Source organism: Sandaracinobacteroides saxicola, assembly GCF_014117445.1.
GTDB lineage: Bacteria > Pseudomonadota > Alphaproteobacteria > Sphingomonadales > Sphingomonadaceae > Sandaracinobacteroides_A > Sandaracinobacteroides_A saxicola.
Window position 1 is genome coordinate 1910006 of sequence record NZ_CP059851.1, and the last position, 13230, is coordinate 1923235.

A 13230-nucleotide genomic window follows, 5' to 3' on the forward strand; every position below is an offset into this window, starting at 1 on the left:
GACACAGCGGCGCAATCGAAAGGACAGTCGTGGACACCGAATGGATCATCGCCGGCGGCACCGCCATCGTCCTCGGCGCCGGCGGCGGCCTGCTCACCGAAATCGGCGCCTGGTACCGCAACCTGAAAAAGCCCTGGTGGAACCCGCCCAACTGGCTCTTCGGTCCTGCCTGGACGCTGCTGCTCATCGGCTGGGCCTGGTCCGCCGTCACCGCCTGGCGCGCCGCCGACGCCGCCACGCAACCGTGGGTGCTGATCCTCTACGGCCTCAACGCCGCGCTGTTCTTCGCCTGGAGCCCGCTTTTCTTCAAACTGAAACGGCCCGACTGGGCGCTCCTCGAAATCATTCCCTTCTGGGCCTCCATCCTCGCCCTCATCCTCTTCACCGCCCCCTTCGCCCCCAAGGCCGCCTGGCTGATCGCCCCCTACCTCGCCTGGGTCAGCTTCGCCGCCGTCCTCAACTGGAAGATCGTGCAACTCAATAAACCTTTTGCTCGATAATCCTTGCCCAATCGCTGATCCCCCGCTATGGCCCCGCCCTTCAAGAAACCCGGAGGGGCGCGCGATGGGCGTGCGTCAGCGATCGGGAGGAGCAAGCACCCATGCCGTATTACGAGCATGTCTACCTCGCGCGCCAGGATCTGGCCCCCGCGCAGGTCGAGGCCCTGACAGAGGGCTTCCAGAAGATCATCAGCGATCACGAAGGCGCCGTCGCATCCCAGGAATATTGGGGCCTGCGCAGCATCGCCTACCGCATCAAGAAGAACCGCAAGGCGCACTATGTGCTCCTCAATATCGAGGCGCCCGCCGCCGCCGTGCAGGAACTGGAACGCCAGGTCGCGCTGAACGAAGACGTCATCCGCTACATGACCATCCGCGTCGACAAGCTGGAGACCGAACAGTCCGCCATGATGCGCAAGGCCGACCGTGCCGAACGCGGCGACCGCGGTGACCGCGGTGACCGCGGCGGCGACCGCCCCGACCGTGGCGATCGCGGCGACCGTGGCGCCCCGCGCGCCCCCCGTGAGCAAGGAGCCTGGTAATGGCACGTCCCTTCTTCCGCCGCCGCAAGAGCTGCCCGTTCAGCGGCCCGAACGCGCCCGTCATCGATTACAAGGACGTGCGCCTGCTCCAGGGCTTCGTCTCCGAACGCGGCAAGATCGTCCCCTCGCGCATCACGGCGGTCTCCGCCAAGAAGCAGCGCGAACTGTCGCAAGCCATCAAGCGCGCCCGCCATCTGGGCCTGCTGCCCTACCTCGTGAAGTAAGGACGGCCCCATGGATGTGATCCTTCTGGAACGCGTGGCCAAGCTCGGCCACATCGGCGACGTCGTCAGCGTGAAGCCCGGCTTCGCCCGCAACTTCCTGCTGCCCCGCGGCAAGGCGCTGCGCGCGACCGACGCCAACAAGGCGAAGTTCGAAGCCAACAAGGCGCAGATCGTCGCCGACAACGCCGCCAAGAAAGCCGCTGCCGAAAAGCAGGTCGCCAAGATGAATGACGTAACCGTCATCCTCATCCGCCAGGCCTCCAACGCCGGCGCGCTCTACGGCAGCGTCAGCAGCCGCGACATCGCGGAGGCGCTCGAGGCCGCCGGCCACAAGGTGCCGAAATCGGCGATCGTGCTCGACAAGCCGATCAAGGCGCTGGGCCTCAGCGACGTGAAAATCGCCCTCCACGCCGAAGTCGCGCAGACCATCAAGGTCAACGTCGCCCGCTCGCCCGAGGAAGCCGAACTTCAGGCCAAGGGCGTCGACGTCACCGCCGACATGTTCGAGCGCGAGGAAAGCGGCTTCACCGAAGACGCCCCCACCGCCGACCTCCAGGGCGCCAGCCTGGACAACGACGGCTGATGCTGAATCTCCCCTCCCTCCCGCGCAGCGGAGAAGGGAGGGGCAGGGGTGGGTGCGAGCGAAGCGAGCCCGATTCACGCGGTGGGTGCGAGCGCCCCGAACAAGGAAGGCAGGGGCAACTCCGCGCAACGCAGCCGGGGTGCGTCCAGGCAAAGCGGGCCACACGCGCCCTGCCCCCCTGTATACAATTCCCGCCCCACCCCCTATCACCCGCCTGACACCCCGCAGCTGACAGGCCCGCCATGTCCCGCGCCTCCCACACCGCCTACGCCCGCATCCGCGCCGGCATCACCGGCGGCGAATGGCCCCCCGGCGCCCCGCTGCGAGAGGAGGAGCTGGCAGCGCTCACCGGCGTCAGCCGCACCCCCGTGCGCGAAGCGCTGCGCCGCCTCGAAGCCGAATATCTCGTCCGCCGCACCGATGGCTCCCGCAGCTTCGTCGCGGACTGGAGCAGCGACGACATCGGCGAGATGTTCACGCTCCGCGGCCTCCTCGAATCCCACGCCGCCGCCCGCGCCGCCACCCGCATCGCGCCCGCCGCCATCGCCGCGCTGCGCACGCTGAACGCCGACCTCCACACCGCCGCGCACGCGCACGACACCGAAGCCTTCCTCAACCACAACCGCGCCTTCCACGCCGCCATCCTCGCCGCCGCCGCCTCCCCCCGCCTCGCCGCCATGCTCGCCGCCCTCGTCGAACAGCCCGTCGTCCGCCGCACCGCCCACCGCTACGACCGCGCCGCCCTCGTCCGCAGCCACGCCGAGCATGAGGAACTGCTCGCCGCCTTCACCGCCCAGGACGCCGCCTGGGCCAGCGCCGTCATGACCGCCCACATCCGCCGCGCCGCCCACAGCTTCCAGACCGCCATCGCCAACACACCCGGCTGATCCCAGCGCCAGCCCCTCCCCCCTCGGGGGAGGCGACTCGCGAAGCGAGCGGGAGGGGGCCACCACCCCCCCCTTCCCGCCCGCCGCAACCTCTGCCACCCTCTTGCCATGCCCCGCGCCCCGCTCTTCACCCGCGCCCTCCTCCGCCTCTATCAGGACGCGCGCAGCGACCCCGGCTTCCAGGATGTCGATGCCGACCTCCGCCTGCTCCAGAACAAGGATCTGGACCTTTCCATCCGCCTCGGCGCCATCCTCGCCTTCGATGCCCTGCTCATCGGCACCGCCATCCAGCCCATGGTCGCCTCCCCCGGCGCGCCGCTCGCGCTCGACGCCGCGCAGCAGCCATTGCAAACCCTGCTCACCCTCGTCGCCATCGCGCTCCTCGCCCTCTCCGGCCTCGTCACCGTCATCGCCATCACCATCGGCGAGGAATTCTCCGGCGACGGCCTGGAGGCCCGCCCTGACCTCCTCATCCAGCGCCTCTACGCCGCCTACTGCACCTCCATCGACAAGCAGCGCAGCCTCCTCACCCACAGCATCCGCCTCACCATCGTCGGCCTCCTCCTCACCGCCCTCGCCTTCGCCATCATCCTCACCGAAAAACTGCTGAACTGACGCTCAAACCACCGGCCGCTCCGGATGCGGGCCGGCGTCGCCTCGCTGCACCCTGTTCGCCACGTCCGTGATGAACTCCAGAAACACCCGGACCTTCGGCGGCATGGCTGTCCGGCTTGGATAGAGCGCGTAAAGCGCCGGCGGATCCTCCAGCGCCCAATCGGGCAAAACCTCCACGATCCGCCCCGCCGCCACGTCATGCGCGATGAACCAGCGCGCCAGCTGCCCGATCGCCAGCCCGGCCCGCACCATCTCCGCCGCCACCACCGGATCGTTGCTGCTGAACCGCCGCGCCATCGGCACTTCGACCTGGCGTCCCTGACGGCTCAACGTCAGCGTCCGGGCACCCGGCAGGCTCAGTCCGATCACGGCATGCGCAGGCAATGCTTCGATGGTCAGCGGCATCCCATGCGCCGCCACATAGCCAACACTGGCGAACAGACCCATTTCGATCGCCGCGACCTTGCGTACGATCACGCTCGAATCCTCCAGCCATCCGGCCCGGACCACCACGTCATATTCATCGGTCACCGGGTTCACCAGCCGGTCGGTCACCGTTACCGCCAGATCCACATCCGGATAGCGCCGCAGAAACCCAGGCAGCTCCGGCGCCAGGATGGAACGCGCCATCGTCGCCGGCATCGCCACCCGCAACAGTCCGCGTGGGTTCCCCTGGCGCGCCGCGATCTCGGCAAAACCATTCTCCGCCTCCACTACCATCGCCTGCGCATGGCCCAGCAACCCGGCTCCCGCCTCCGTCAGAACCAGGGCCCGGCTGGACCGTTCCACCAGCCGGGCCTGCAACTCCTGTTCCAGCCTGGCAACGGCCCGGCTGACGCTGGATTTCGGCATCCGCAGCGCCCGCGCCGCCGCCGAGATGGATTTAAGTTCACCAACCCGTGCAAACACCGCGAGCTCTTCCAGATGCCGGATCATCCGTAACGTTCCACTTCTGGAACGCAGAAACGCATTTCTGCCGACTGTTGGCAAGACCGCAACGCTGTCACAACGCCCTCCGAAAGGACCGCCGCCATGACCGTCACGTTGCTGAAACGCCCCGAATCCGCTCCAAAGGCGCTCATCGACCCAGCCGAAACGCCAGTCATGCGCGCGGCGGATGCGCCAGCAACCCCGACGTCGGCCGGCGTCGCCCGCCGTCGCCGCCTGCTGATCGGTGGTGGCCTGGTGCTGGCGCTGGCCGTCGGCGCCGCCGCCACCCAGTATCTCAACGTCTGGCAGTATCAGCAATCGACGGACAATGCCTATGTCCGCGCGGACATCACGCCCGTCGCCGCCAAGGTCGACGGTTATGTCGCTACCGTCGCGATCGCCGACAACCAGCGGGTCAAGGCCGGCGACCTGCTCGTCCGCATCGACCCGTCGGACTATGCCGCAAAGGTCGCTGCAGCAACCGCCAACCTCGCCACCGCCCGCGCCAACCTCGCCCAAGCCCGGGCGGCGGCGGTCGGCGCCGGCAGCCAACTCGGCGCGCAGGTGGCCGCCACCGGCGTCGCGCGGGCCAACCTCACGGCGACCCAGGCCGCGGCCGTCAAGGCCAATGCCGACGCCGTCCGCTACCGCGACCTCGCCAAGTCCGGCTGGGTGACGCGCGCGCAGCTCGACCAAGTGAATGCCGCTGCAGCCAGCGCCGTCGCCAACGTGGCGGCCGCCCGCGCCGCGATCGTCCAGGCGCAGGGTGTGACCGGCGTGTCCGTCAGCGGCCGCGTCAAGGCCGCGGCCGATATCGAAGCCGCGCAGGCCCAAGTCGCCGCCGCCCAAGCGGCGCTCGCCAGCGCCCGCCTCGATCTCGGCCGCACCGAACTGCGCGCACCTGTGGACGGCATCGTCGGCAACCGCAGCGTGCGCCCCGGCCAGCTCGTCAGGAACGGTGCGCAGCTGCTCAGTGTCGTGCCCGTGCAGGCCGCCTATGTGGTTGCCAATTTCAAGGAGACACAGCTCGATCATATGAAGGCCGGCCAGCCGGTGGAGATCGCGGTCGATGCCTACCCCGGACTGCACCTCAGCGGCCGCGTCGAAAGCCTCGCCCCCACCTCCGGCGCGCAATTCGCCCTCATTCCCACTGACACCGCTACCGGCAACTTCACCAAGATCGTGCAGCGTGTCCCGGTGCGCATCACCATCGACCGCACCCAGCTCGGCGCCGAGCTGCTCCGCCCCGGCCTGTCGGTCGAGGCAACGGTCAACACTCGGGGCTGACCGACGATGGCCGCCACAGCCCCCTCCCCGCCGGTGCCCCCCGCCGGCGGGGACCTCTCGCCCCGCCTGGTCTGGGCGGGCTTCCTCGCCATGATCCTCGGCAATTTCATGGCGATCCTCGACATCCAGATTGTCAGTTCATCGCTGCGCGACATCCAGGCCGGTGTCAGCGCCTCCAACGACGAGATCGCCTGGATCCAGACCAGCTACCTCATCGCCGAGATCATCGCCATCCCGCTCTCCGGCCTCCTTGGCCGCGCCCTCTCGATGCGCACCCTGTTCACCATGTCTGCGCTCGGCTTCACGCTCGCCAGCCTCCTCTGCGCCCTCTCGTGGAACATCGACAGCCTCATCATCTTCCGCGCGCTGCAGGGCTTCCTCGGCGGCGCCATGATCCCCACCACCATGGCCGCGCTCTTCATCCTGTTCCCGCCCGAGCGGCGCGGCCCGGCGACCGTCCTCATCGGCATGGTCTCCACCATCGCGCCCTCCATCGGTCCCACCATCGGCGGCGCCATCACCGATTCGCTCGGATGGCATTGGCTGTTCCTCATCAACCTGCTCCCCGGCCTGGTCGCCGCCGGCGTCGTCTGGACGCTGTCGCCGCTGCGCAGCCGCGACCTGTCGCTGCTGAAACGGCTCGATGTCTGGGGCCTGCTGGGCATGGCCGCCATGCTCGGCAGCCTCGAATATGTGCTGGAGGAAGGCCCGCGGCAGGATTGGCTGGCCGACCCCATGGTCCGCAATGTCGCGCTGCTGATGCTGGCGGGCGGCGGCCTGTTCTTCTGGCGCGCCTTCACCTCACCAAACCCCATCGTCCAGCTCGCCGTCTTCCGGAACCGCAATTTCATCGTCGGCTGCCTCGTCGCTGCCGTTGTCGGCATCGGCCTTTATGGTTCGGTCTATCTGATCCCGCTCTTCCTAGGCCAGATCCGTGGCTACAACGCACTCCAGATCGGGCAGACGATGTTCGTCTCCGGCCTCACCATGTTCATGATGGCGCCTGTCGTCGGCAAGCTGCAACGCCGCATCGACGCCCGCCTGCTGATCGGCTCCGGCCTCGCCATCGCCGCCTTCGGCCTCTGGCTCAACGCCCATCTCTCGCCCGACGCCGGTTTTCTCCAACTGCTGCTGCCGCAGGCGCTGCGCGGCATGGGCCTGATGATGGCCATGATCCCGATGACCGTGCTGGCGCTCGGCACCCTGCCGCTCGATCGTGTCCAAGACGGCAGCGGTCTGTTCAGCATGATGCGCAACCTCGGCGGCGCGCTCGGCCTCGCCATCATCAACACCCTTTTGACCGACAAGGCCAATTTGCACCGCACCGAGCTGGCTACTGCCGTATCCACCGGCCATGCCGACGTTCAGGGCTGGCTGGACGGCACCGCCGCCACCCTCGCCACCCAGGGCGTCACCGACCCGCAGGCCGGCGCCATCGCCCGGCTGGCGGCGCTGGTCGAACGCGAAGTCGGCACCATGGCGTTCAACGATGTCTTCCTCACCATGGCCGTCGCTTTCGCCATCGTCCTGCCGCTGGTCATGCTTGCCCGCAAACCCCGCGCCGGCGACGCCCCCGCCGGGCACTGACCAGCATTGTCACGCGCCCTTTGCCAACATCTCCCCCATCTTCGCATGCACCATCTGGATCGCCTTCAACGGCCGCACCATCACCTTGAAATGCACGATTCGGCCGTCCGCATCCCAGCGAATCATGTCCACCCCGTTCACCTTGATGCCGTCCACCTCGCTCTCGAACTCCAGCACCGCGCCATCGTCCGAAAACCACTCGCCCACATAGCGGAACCCCTCGCCCCCCAGCACCTGGTCCGCGCTCGCCAGATATTTGAACACGATCTCCCGCCCCCGCTGCGGCGTGTGCACCACCGGGCTCTCGAACACCGCATCCGGATGCAGCATGTCCCACAACACCCCATGGTCCGGCGCCGCGACATAGGCATGCCAGCGCGCCAACCGCTCCCGGCTCATGCCAGCCCCCTCAGATAGTCCATCACCACCTCACTCCCCACCACATCGGCATATTTCGCCTGCAAATCGAACAGGTTCGCCTCATGCACCGCGGCGCTCCGGTCGCCACAGGCATCGCGCACCACGATCGGATAGAAGCCATGGCACAGCGCGTCCAGCGCCGTCGCCCGCACGCAGCCGCTCGTCGAAAGCCCCGTCACGATCGCCGTATCCACCCCCATCGCCGTCAGCATGCTGGCCAGCGACGTGCCGAAAAACGCACTGGGATAATGTTTCGTCACCACCACATCCCCCGGCGCCGGTTCCAGCCGCGGATCGAACCCGCCCCAGGGGTTCCCCCGGTCGAAACAGGCCAGCGCCTTCACCTTGCGATAGAACAGCCCCCCCTCCAGGCCGCCCTCCGCATAGTCCACCCGCGTGAACACGATCCGAACGCCCGCCGCCCGCGCCGCCGCCACCAAGGCCACATTCACCGCCAGCGCGTCTTCCACATCGGCGAACAGCGGCGACGCCCGGTCCAGATAGGCCAGCGCGAAATCCACCACGATCACCACCGGCCGCCTGCCAAACCCCATCGAAGCCCCAAACCCCGCCGCCGCATAATCCGCCAGCAGGCTCCTCCCCTCCCCTTCAGGGGAGGGGTCGGGGGTGGGGGCGTCCCCCCCCATCAGATCACCCCCTCCGCCTTCAGCGCGTCCATCTCGGCCCCACTCATCCCCAGCAACCCGCCATAGACCGCCTCATTATAGGCCCCCAGCGGCTGCCCCGCCCATTTCACCTCGCCCGGCGTCGCGCTCAGCTTCGGGAACACATTCTGCATCACCAGATTGGCATAGTCCGGATGCGCCACCTTCACCAGCGCCTCCCGCGCCGCGAAATGCGGGTCCGCCAGCATGTCCGGCGCCTTGTAGATCTTCCCCGCCGGCACCCCATGCGCCTCCATCGTCGCCAGCAGCTCCTCGACCGTCAGCGTCCGCGTCCATTCATTGATCAGCTCGTCCAGCTCTGCCTGCCGTTCCCCGCGGGCATTGTGCGTCGCAAAGCGCGGATCGCTCCCCAGCTCCGGCCGCCCCATCGCCTCCGCCATGCGCGCCCAAACGCTGTTCTGGTTCGCCCCGATCAAAATCTCCCCATCCTTGCAGGCATAGACGTTGGAAGGCGCCACCCCCGGCAGGATCGACCCTGTCCGCTCCCGGATGAACCCCCCTTGCGTATATTCCGGCACCGTCGATTCCATCATCGCCAGCACCGCCTCGTAAATGGCGCTGTCCACCACCTGCCCCTCGCCGGTCTTGTGGCGATGGTTCAGCGCCATCATCGCCCCCAAACAGGCAAAGGTCGCCGCCAGGCTGTCGCCGATGCTCAGCCCCACCCGGCTGGGCGGGGTCGAGGGATCGCCCGCCAGGTTGCGGATGCCCCCCATCGCCTCGCCGATCGAGCCATAGCCCGCCCGCGGCGCATAAGGCCCGGTCTGGCCATAGCCGGACACGCGGATCATGATCAGCCCCTTGTTCAGCGCCCGCAGCGCCTCCCAGCCCAGCCCCCATTTCTCCAGCGTGCCCGGCCGGAAATTCTCCAGCAGGAAATCGCTCTTCCCGACCAGCCGCCGCACGATGTCCTGCCCGCGCTTGTCACGCAGGTTCAGCGTGATCGTCTTCTTGTTGCGCGCCACCACCGGAAACCACAGCGGCTGTCCCCGCCCCCACTGGCGCATCGGGTCGCCCTCGGCGATGTCGCCCGGCTTCACCGGCGGCTCGATCTTGATCACCTCGGCGCCATGGTCCGCCATCAGCTGGCCGCAGAAAGGCCCCGCGATCAGCTGCCCCAGCTCGATCAATCGCAATCCGTCCAGTGCACCCATCATAACCCCGCTTGCGCCAATGTTTGCGCGGCCATATAGGCGAAGCGCGCCTTTGTATACAATCTCGGGAGTTGCCAGTGCCGCCTGCCGGAGAAATCCAGATCGTCGAGGTCGGCGCGCGCGACGGCCTGCAGAACGAGGCGGAGATCATCGGCACCGGGCACAAGGTCGCGCTCCTCACCCGCCTGATCGACGCCGGCCTTCGCCGCTTTGAGGTGGCGAGCTTCGTCAACCCCGCCCGCGTCCCGCAGATGGCCGATGGCGAAGCCGTCATCGCCGCGCTGCCCGATCGACCGGACGTGCGCTACATCGGCCTCTGCCTCAACAAGCGCGGTGTGCTGCGCGCCCTTGCCACCCGCGACGGCGGCAAGCGCGGCGTCGACGAAGCCGGCTGCGTCCTCGTCGCCTCCGATACCTTCGGCCAGAAAAACCAGGGCCAGACCATCGCCGAGGGCATCGCCGAAAACCGCGCCATGCTGCGCCTTGCCCGCGAGGGCGGCCTGTTCGCCCAGGTCACCATCAGCGCCGCCTTCGGCTGCCCCTTCGAAGGCCATGTGCCACCCGAAACCGTGGCACGGCTGGCGGCCGAGATGGCCGACGCCGGCGCGCAGGAAATCGCGCTGGCGGACACCATCGGCGTCGGCGTGCCGTCGCAGGTCACCGACCTCCTCGGCCGCGTGGCGGAGGCTGCCCCCGGCGTGCCGCTGCGCGTCCATTTCCACAACACCCGCAACACCGGCATCGCCAACGCCTGGGCCGCCATTATGGCCGGCGTCACCACGCTGGACAGCAGCCTCGGCGGCCTCGGCGGCTGCCCCTTCGCGCCCCGCGCCACCGGCAACATCGCCACCGAGGATCTGCTCTTCCTCGCTGACCGCAGCGCGATTACCACCGGCGTCGACCTCGCCAAACTGATCGCCATCAACAACTGGTTCGAAACCATCCTGGGTCGGCCGATGCCGTCCATGGTCGCCAAAGCAGGGGGATTTTCCGCATGAGCTATCGTCTGGGCGTCGACGTCGGCGGCACCTTCACCGACCTCCTCGTCATCGACGAGGCGACCGGCGCCACCTTCCGGGACAAGGTGCCCTCCACCCCGCACGATCCCTCGATCGCCGTCGTCAACGGCGCCCGCCAGGTGTGCGAGGCGAACGGCATCACCGCGGCCGCCATCGACCTGTTCATGCACGGCACCACGGTCGCCACCAACGCCGTGCTCGAAGGGAAGGTGGCGAAGGTCGGTCTGGTCGTCACCGAAGGCTATCGCCACATCCTGCAGATCGCCCGCAGCCTCGTCCCCGGCGGCCTCGCCGCCTGGATCATCTGGCCCAAGCCGGAACCGCTGGCCCCGCTGGAGGCCACCGTCGAAGCCCCCGAACGCATCGGCGCCGACGGCAGCATCGTCCGCGCGCTGGATGAGGCGAAACTCCGCGCCAACCTCGAAATCCTGCGCGGCCAGGGTGTCGAGGCGATCACCGTCTGCCTGATGAACAGCTACGTCAACGACGCGCACGAACGCGCGGTCGCGGCGATCGTCGCCGACATGTTCCCCGACCTTCCCGTCAGCGTCAGCGCCGACATTTTGCCGGAAATGCAGGAATATGAACGCGCCCTCACCACCGTCGCCAACAGCGCGGTGCGCCCCACCGTCAGCCGCTACGTCGGCAATCTCGAACGCGAACTGAAAAGCTGGGGCACCCCCGCCAAGCTCAACCTGCTGCGCTCCGACGGCGGGCTGATGTCCGCCGAAAAAAGCCGCTCCGCCCCCGTCAACCTCCTCATGTCCGGCCCCGCCGGCGGCGTCGCGGGTGCCGTATGGGTGGCGAAGAATGCCGGCTTCCCCAACGTCCTCACCCTTGACATGGGCGGCACCAGCACCGACGTCGCGCTCATCGAAAACGGGTCGGCCCGCCTGCGCCGCGAAACCAGCGTCGGCCACCTGACCGTCCGCGCCTCCTCGCTGGACGTCAAGACCGTCGGTGCCGGCGGCGGCAGCATCGCCTATGTGCCCGACCTGACCAAAGCCCTTCGCGTCGGGCCGCAGAGCGCGGGCGCCGTGCCCGGCCCCGCCGCCTATGGCAAGGGCGGCACCGAACCCACCGTCACCGACGCCAACGTCGTCCTCGGCTACCTCCCCGAAAACCTGCTCGGCGGCGCCTTCCGCCTCGATCGCGACGCTTCCAAGCGCGCCGTGCAGAAAGTCGCCGACGCCTTGAGTCTCAGCCTCTTCGAGGCTGCCGCGGGCATCATCAGCATCGTCAACGAAAACATGTTCGGCGCGCTCCGCCTGGTCAGCGTGCAGCAGGGTTATGACCCGCGCGATTTCGCCCTGATGCCCTTCGGCGGCGCCGGGCCCTTGCATGGCAACGCCATGAGCCTCCTCATGCAGAGCTGGCCGGTCATCGTCCCCCCCTCCCCCGGCGTGCTCTGCGCCTATGGCGACGCCACCACCCGCCTCCGGGTGGACGCGCAACGCAGCTTCAACCGCCTCGCCACCGACACCAGCGATGCCGAGGTCGGCGGCATCATCGAAGGCCTGATCGCCCAGGTCAGCGGCGAACTGGTCGCCGAAGGCGTCGCGTCGCAGGACGTCGAAATCGGCGTCGAGATCGACATCCGCTACGCCGGCCAGGCCTTCGAAGTACCTCTCAGCAGCCCGCAGGGCAGCACCATCCACAGCCTCACCGAGCGCTTCGACACCGAACACAAGCGTCTCTTCACCTTCAACCTCTCGGTCCCGCACGAGCTGGTGAACATCCGCGTCATCGCGCTCGGCCGCGCCGCCAACGTCGCCGCCCCGGAAATCCCTCGCGGAGACGGCAACCCCACCGCCGCCAAACTCCGCGACCACGAGGTGTGGATGGGCGGCAAGGCGCTCCCCGCCATCATCTACGACCGCGCCAAACTCCGCGCCGGCGATACCATCCCCGGCCCCGCGGTGGTCTGCGAAATGGACTCGACGACGCTCATCCACGACGGCTGCGTGGGCACCGTCGATGCCATGGGCAACATCCTGATCCGGCCGGCATGACGGGATGGCGCGCCAAAATCGCCGAACAAATGCCCGCGATGCTCGCGCACGAGGGGCTGTGGGAGGGCACATACCGTCACCTCGACGCCGATGGCGCGCTCATCGACCAGCATGCGGCCCAGGTGCGGTGCGAATTTCCCGATGCCGGCGACCATGCCTATATCCAGCATAATCGCTTCACCCACCCGGACGGTCGCGTCACCGTGTCAACCCTGCCGGGCACCCTGCGCGACGGCCGCCTCTGGTGGGATCTGCCCGCCTTCCACGGCCACGCCTGGGACGCCGGCGACGGCATGATCCTGCTCACCCTGGACCGCCGCGACGAACCGGGCGTGCGCTTCCACGAACTGATCGTCATGGGCGACGCCGACACCCGCGCGCGGACCTGGCACTGGTTCCAGGGCGGCACCCTCATCCGGCGAACCCTGTGCAACGAAAGGCGCGTCGGATGACGTCCGTGAAAACCCATGCGGCGACCGCTGCCATCGCCGCCACCCTCATCGCCCTTCCCGCGGCCGCCTCCAGCCCCGCTGCCTGGCAAGCCTTCCAGCGCAAGACCGCGACCGCCTGCATCGCCGCCGTCACCAGGGCGGCCGCTCCCAAAGGCGCCAAACCCACCGCCACCGTCTCACCAACCGGGACCGAACGCTTCGGCGTCGCCATCGTCACCTTCAAACGCGGCACGGCGACCGAACGCCACCTCTGCCTGATGGACAAGCAGACCGGTGCCACCGACATCGACCCCACCCCGCTCGCCGACTTCATCACGCCGCCCCGCAAATAG

The 13230-nt window shown here is 68.4% G+C and carries 16 protein-coding genes; 12 read left to right on the forward strand and 4 right to left on the reverse strand.

What is annotated here, in order from left to right:
• Positions 1-29: 29 nt before the first annotated feature.
• The 6 genes from H3309_RS09595 to H3309_RS09620 all read left to right on the forward strand — a co-directional run bounded on the left by H3309_RS09595 (position 30) and on the right by H3309_RS09620 (position 3351).
• Positions 30-500, forward strand: coding sequence for a TspO/MBR family protein (locus H3309_RS09595; protein WP_182294517.1), 471 nt, complete (start codon positions 30-32; stop codon positions 498-500).
• A gap of 101 nt (positions 501-601) precedes the next feature.
• Positions 602-1042: a 30S ribosomal protein S6 gene (rpsF, locus tag H3309_RS09600; RefSeq protein WP_182294518.1), complete on the forward strand. Its 441-nt coding sequence runs from the start codon at positions 602-604 to the stop codon at positions 1040-1042.
• Positions 1042-1266, forward strand: a complete 225-nt coding sequence (gene rpsR / locus H3309_RS09605) for a 30S ribosomal protein S18 (protein WP_182294519.1) — start codon at positions 1042-1044, stop codon at positions 1264-1266. Before rpsF ends, rpsR begins: the two co-directional genes overlap by 1 nt.
• A 10-nt stretch (positions 1267-1276) precedes the next feature.
• On the forward strand, positions 1277-1849 hold the full coding sequence (gene rplI / locus H3309_RS09610; RefSeq protein WP_182294520.1) for a 50S ribosomal protein L9: 573 nt from the start codon (positions 1277-1279) through the stop codon (positions 1847-1849).
• Positions 1850-2091: 242 nt separating this feature from the next.
• Entirely contained in the window at positions 2092-2736 is a 645-nt protein-coding gene (locus tag H3309_RS09615; RefSeq protein ID WP_182294521.1) for a GntR family transcriptional regulator, read from the forward strand.
• A 108-nt stretch (positions 2737-2844) separates the two neighbouring features.
• Positions 2845-3351, forward strand: coding sequence for a hypothetical protein (locus H3309_RS09620; protein ID WP_182294522.1), 507 nt, complete (start codon positions 2845-2847; stop codon positions 3349-3351).
• Between the two features lie 3 nt (positions 3352-3354).
• Here H3309_RS09620 and H3309_RS09625 read toward each other — a convergent pair whose 3' ends face one another.
• Positions 3355-4287: a LysR family transcriptional regulator gene (locus tag H3309_RS09625; protein WP_182294523.1), complete on the reverse strand. Its 933-nt coding sequence runs from the start codon at positions 4285-4287 to the stop codon at positions 3355-3357.
• Between the two features lie 96 nt (positions 4288-4383).
• On the opposite strand from H3309_RS09625, the gene H3309_RS09630 reads away from it, so the two are divergent.
• Together H3309_RS09630 and H3309_RS09635 are read left to right on the forward strand one after the other, a co-directional pair.
• The gene (locus H3309_RS09630; RefSeq protein ID WP_207791487.1) at positions 4384-5568 is read left to right on the forward strand and encodes an HlyD family secretion protein; all 1185 of its coding nucleotides are present in this window, start codon (positions 4384-4386) and stop codon (positions 5566-5568) included.
• 6 nt (positions 5569-5574) lie between these two features.
• The gene (locus H3309_RS09635) at positions 5575-7155 is read left to right on the forward strand and encodes a DHA2 family efflux MFS transporter permease subunit (protein ID WP_182294524.1); all 1581 of its coding nucleotides are present in this window, start codon (positions 5575-5577) and stop codon (positions 7153-7155) included.
• Positions 7156-7164: 9 nt separating this feature from the next.
• Here the strand turns inward: H3309_RS09635 and H3309_RS09640 are convergent, their stop codons facing one another.
• The 3 genes from H3309_RS09640 to H3309_RS09650 are packed head-to-tail and all read right to left on the reverse strand — an operon-like array spanning position 7165 to position 9418.
• A complete protein-coding gene (locus H3309_RS09640; protein WP_182294525.1) occupies positions 7165-7554 on the reverse strand; it encodes a nuclear transport factor 2 family protein in 390 nt (129 codons plus the stop codon).
• On the reverse strand, positions 7551-8222 hold the full coding sequence (locus H3309_RS09645; protein WP_182294526.1) for an isochorismatase family protein: 672 nt from the start codon (positions 8220-8222) through the stop codon (positions 7551-7553). Before H3309_RS09645 ends, H3309_RS09640 begins: the two co-directional genes overlap by 4 nt.
• On the reverse strand, positions 8222-9418 hold the full coding sequence (locus H3309_RS09650) for a CaiB/BaiF CoA transferase family protein (protein WP_182294527.1): 1197 nt from the start codon (positions 9416-9418) through the stop codon (positions 8222-8224). Before H3309_RS09650 ends, H3309_RS09645 begins: the two co-directional genes overlap by 1 nt.
• A gap of 74 nt (positions 9419-9492) precedes the next feature.
• On the opposite strand from H3309_RS09650, the gene H3309_RS09655 reads away from it, so the two are divergent.
• Genes H3309_RS09655 through H3309_RS09670 form a run of 4 tightly spaced genes read left to right on the forward strand, consistent with a single transcriptional unit; the run spans position 9493 to position 13230 of the window.
• The gene (locus tag H3309_RS09655; RefSeq protein ID WP_398397973.1) at positions 9493-10413 is read left to right on the forward strand and encodes a hydroxymethylglutaryl-CoA lyase; all 921 of its coding nucleotides are present in this window, start codon (positions 9493-9495) and stop codon (positions 10411-10413) included.
• Positions 10410-12446 (forward strand): hydantoinase/oxoprolinase family protein, encoded by a 2037-nt coding sequence (locus H3309_RS09660; protein WP_182294529.1) that lies wholly within the window; start codon positions 10410-10412, stop codon positions 12444-12446. Before H3309_RS09655 ends, H3309_RS09660 begins: the two co-directional genes overlap by 4 nt.
• A gap of 29 nt (positions 12447-12475) precedes the next feature.
• Positions 12476-12898: a hypothetical protein gene (locus H3309_RS09665; protein WP_182294530.1), complete on the forward strand. Its 423-nt coding sequence runs from the start codon at positions 12476-12478 to the stop codon at positions 12896-12898.
• Positions 12895-13230, forward strand: a complete 336-nt coding sequence (locus tag H3309_RS09670) for a hypothetical protein (protein WP_182294531.1) — start codon at positions 12895-12897, stop codon at positions 13228-13230. The genes H3309_RS09665 and H3309_RS09670 overlap by 4 nt, the downstream gene beginning before the upstream one ends.